3 protein-coding genes are annotated in these 4,348 nt (G+C 64.3%); all 3 read right to left on the reverse strand.

The features are described from left to right. Positions 1-3,003 (reverse strand): error-prone DNA polymerase (locus ABSB13_RS16675; RefSeq protein ID WP_428110450.1); only part of this gene is annotated, 3,003 nt, incomplete at its 3' end. A gap of 99 nt (positions 3,004-3,102) precedes the next feature. Beyond that, a complete protein-coding gene (locus ABSB13_RS16680; protein WP_428110452.1) occupies positions 3,103-3,399 on the reverse strand; it encodes a CopG family antitoxin in 297 nt (98 codons plus the stop codon). A 164-nt stretch (positions 3,400-3,563) separates the two neighbouring features. Beyond that, on the reverse strand, positions 3,564-4,348 hold a 785-nt coding region (locus ABSB13_RS16685; RefSeq protein ID WP_428110454.1), incomplete at its 5' end, for a DinB/UmuC family translesion DNA polymerase.

Consider the following 4,348-nt stretch of genomic DNA (forward strand, 5'->3'; position numbering starts at 1 on the left):
GATCAGGTTGGCAATTCCGGTTTCGTCCTCGAGCGTGATGAACAGGAAGCCCTTGGCCGTGCCGGGGCGTTGGCGCACGATCACGACGCCGGCCGTCTTCACCCACGATTGATGCCGGGCGCGCGTGAGATCGCCGGCGCTGAGAATTCCGCGCGCGCTCAAATCGCCGCGCAGATAGGTCATCAGGTGAGGTCCGGTGGTGAGGCCGGTCGCGGCGTAGTCCGCCAGCGTTTCCTCGATCGGCGCCATCGGCGCCAGCGGAACCTTGCCATCGCGCGGCTTCGCGCCTGCCAGCAGGCTCGCGGGATCGCGCTCTACCGCGGCCGCATTCCACATCGCGTCGCGCCGCGCCAGGCCGAAGGCGGCGAACGCGCCCGCGTAGGCGAGCGCGTCGATCTCGCGGCGGTTCGGTCCGACGCGCGCGGTAAGATCGGCAATCGAATCGAACTGTCGCCGCGCACGCTGGCTTTCGATTCGAAGTGCGATTTCCTCGCGGATGCCCGTGACGTAGCGCAGTCCCATCCGCACCGCGGGCCGCCGATCCACAATCTCGATCGTGCATTTCCAGTTCGAGCGGGTCACCTCGACGGGCAGCGCGACCACGCCGTGACGCTCGGCGTCTTTCACCAGCGTCGAGGGATGATAGAAGCCGAGCGGGTAGCAATTGAGCATCGCGGCAACGAACGCCGCCGGATGATGATGCTTCAGGTATGCCGACGCGTACGCGATCAGCGCGAAGCTGGCGGCGTGCGATTCGGGGAAGCCGTACAGCGCAAAGGATGTGATCGAGCGCACGATATCGTCGGCGAGATTGCCTTGCAGGCCATTGCGTAGCATCCCGGCGCGCAGCCGCGCTTCGATTTTCTCCATCCGCTCGGCAGAGCGCTTGAATCCCATCGCGCGGCGCAGTTCCTCGGCCTCGCCGCCGCTGAACCCCGCCACCGTCATCGCCATTCGCAGCAACTGCTCCTGGAAAAGCGGAACGCCCAGCGTGCGTTTCAGGATCGGCTCGAGCGAAGGATGCGGATACTCGACGGGCGCGCGATGGTTGCGGCGATCGAGATAGGGATGCACCATTTTGCCGACGATCGGGCCGGGGCGAATTATCGCGACCTCGACCACCAGGTCGTAAAACCGCTCGGGCTTCATCCGCGGCAGCGTCGCCATCTGCGCGCGGCTCTCGACCTGGAAGACGCCGACCGTGTCCGCGCGCCGCAGCATCGCATACACGCCGGGGTCGTCGGGCGGAAGATGCGCGAGATCGATATCGACTCCTTCGTGCGCGCGGATCATCGGCAGAGCCTCTTTCAGCGCCGCCAGCATCCCGAGTCCGAGCAGGTCGATCTTGATGATGCCGAGATCGGCGCAGTCGTCCTTGTCCCATTGAATCACCACGCGGCCGGGCATCGAGGCCGGCTCGAGCGGGACGATTTCATCCAGCGGCTGCGCGGCGATCACCATGCCGCCGCTATGCTGCCCGAGATGGCGCGGCACGCTCTGAATCCTGCGCACGAGATCGGCCAGCATCATGATTCGCGGCGCTTGCGCATCGACGCCGCCGCGCTTGAGCAGCGCCACGAGATCGTCGTGATGGTCGCGGAACTCGTACACCTGGTTGAGCCTGGCGAGCCGGTCAACCTGTTCGGGCGAAAAGCCCAGCGCCTTGCCGACTTCGCGCACCGCGCTTTTGGTTCGATAGGTGATCACGTTCGCGGTCATTGCGGCACCGCGTTCGCCGTAGCGGCGATAGACGTATTGAATCGCCTGCTCGCGATCGTCGCCGCTGGGCAGGTCGAGATCGATATCGGGCCATTCGCCGCGCTCCTCGGAAAGGAAGCGCTCGAACAGGAGTTCCATCTTGACCGCATCCACCGCCGTGATCCCGAGCGCGTAACACACCGCGCTGTTGGCCGCGGAGCCGCGTCCCTGCACCATGATCCGATTCTCGCGGCAGAACTGGACGATGTCCCATACGATCAGGAAGTAGCCGGCCAGCTTGAGCCGCTCGACGATTCCGAGTTCATGTTCGAGTTGGCGGCGTGTGGAACCGTCGATCGCGCCGCGCCATCGCTCTCGCGCACCCGCGTAAGTGAGCGTTCGCAAATAGCTGTCGGCCGTTTCTCCCGGTGGAAGCGGGTAGTCGGGGAAGCGATAGCCCATGTCGGACAGCTGGAAAGCGCATCGCTCGGCAATCGCGCGCGAGGCGGCGACGGCGCCGGGCAGATCGCGAAACAGCGCGGCCATCTCGGCCGGCGACTTCAGATGGCGCTGGTTGTTGATCCACAGCGCGCGGCCGGCTTCTTCGAGCGTGGTCTTGAGCCGGATGCAGGTCAGCACGTCGAGCAACCTGCGATCCGAGCCGCCGTGGCATACGTCGTTGGTCGCAACCACCGGGATTTGCGCCGCGCCGGCAATCGCGGCGAGCTTGCGATTGAGGCGTTCCTCGCCGGCGTCGAGATGACGCTGCAAATCGATGTAGAAATTTCCCGCGCCGAAAATCCCGCCGAGCCGCCGGCTCAGATCGCCGGGATCCTCGCCGCGAACCAGCATGCGCGACAGCGGACTCATCACGCCGCCGGCAAGGCAGATGAGTCCGCGGCCGTAGCGTTCGAGATCGTCGAGCGTGATGCGGCTCTCGCCCTTGGCGGGATAGACGGGCAAAGCGCCGGAGCCGTCGCGGGCGCGCGCGCCGGGATTGAGGACACGCATCTTCGCGTCGGTGATCATGCGGCAGAGATTGCGGTAGCGCATGCGATCCGGTGCGAGGACGTAGAGGCGCGAGTTGTCGTCCAGCGTCAGTTCCGCGCCGACGATTTGCCGGATTCCCGCGGACTTCGCGGCCTGGTAAAAGCGCGGCGCGCCGTAAAGTCCGTCGCGATCGCCAAGCGCCATCGCGCCGTAGCCGAGTTCCGCCGCGCGCGCCGCGAGATCCTCGGGCGTGGTCGCGCCTTCGAGAAAGCTGAACGTGCTGCGCGCACGAAGTTCGACGTAGTCGGAGTTCATGGCGATTCGCCGCGATCAGTCAGTCGTAGGCGCCGTCGAGAAACCACTTGTCCGAGTTCAAGTCGCGGAAGATGCGGTAAACGCCGCCGTCTTCGAGCGTCACTTGCCTGAATGGTGAGCGCGTCCTTTTCCCGAGCGAGGCTGCTTTGACGGCCGAAGTGCTGCTTCGAGGGTCTGCCGGATGTAGCGCTGGTATGGGATACCACGGCGGTGCGCGACGGCGCGGACCGCGTTCAGGAGTTCTTCGGAGATTCGAAGATTGACCGACTTTTGTTTGGGTCTGAACTCGAACTGAAACGGCGCGAAGTTCTCGGCGCTGATGTAGTCGGACAAGTCCTGGTTAAGGAAGTTTTCCGCTTCCTTGTCGGTTTTGAACACGGGCAATTTCTTGCTCATATTTTTTAATCTCCTTCCTGTGCATGTAGCGGGCGCTGATGGGCCGCATGAGTATTCCGCCGCCGGTTTGCCTCGGCGTGAAAACGACCAATCAGTGTAGGCTAACGCCTATACAAATATCAATACAAATGCCGATGCATCTTTTCCTTGCTCCTTGCGATTGGTCAGTCGTAGGCGCCGTCGAGAAACCACTTGTGCGAGTTCAAGTCGCGGAAGATGCGGTAAACGCCGCCGTCTTCGAGCGCGAGTTCGTAATAATCGCGGATGAAGCCGCACTCCTGCGCCGCAGGATCCTTTTCATCGGATGAATCCGCGTGCATGCCCGCATCAACCGTGAATCCAAGCCACCATTCGCCATCGCGCCGCCACGGCCCGGCGATCGAAATCACGCGCGCGCCAAGATTCTCACCACGGACGAACTCCGGAATCTCCCGCGAGCACATCACCTCGATTTCCCGCGCCGGGCGAATCGCGCGTATCACCAACTGCGTCACATTCTTCGCCACCGCATTTTCGGGGATTGGCGCCACGGGATGCGGTGCGAACGGATCGAGCCGCATCGCTTCGGGCCGATGCGAATTCTCCGCACTCAGCATGCCCACGTTGCCGGGGCCGCATAGCGCCGCCAGCCGCGCAATCGTGGTCTGCAGCTTGTCCGGCGCGGGGCAGGGCGGCAGGAACATGTCGGTCTGCGCGGGACGCGGGACGCGCGGCGCAATCTCGATTCGAATCGATTCGACGCCGTCCTCGGGCGGCGCCGCTTCAAGGCTCAGGTTGATGAGCGTGAGAATCGCGCGGACGTCGTTCGACGGCGCCGCGACCGCGATCCGGCGGCTGAAACTGCGATGACCGCTCATCCCGAACGCGAGCGTGATATCGCCGGCGACCAGCGCGCGCATCGAAAGCCGCTCGGCGAGCCGCTCGAGCATCGCACGCATGACAAATCCCA

Source organism: Binatus sp. (SeqCode) (assembly GCF_050013435.1).
GTDB lineage: Bacteria > Desulfobacterota > Binatia > Binatales > Binataceae > Binatus.

Bases quoted from the DNA above. Each gene is read 5' to 3' on its own strand.
- ABSB13_RS16680 (WP_428110452.1), bottom strand. From the start codon at position 3,399: ATGAGCAAGAAATTGCCCGTGTTCAAAACCGACAAGGAAGCGGAAAAC.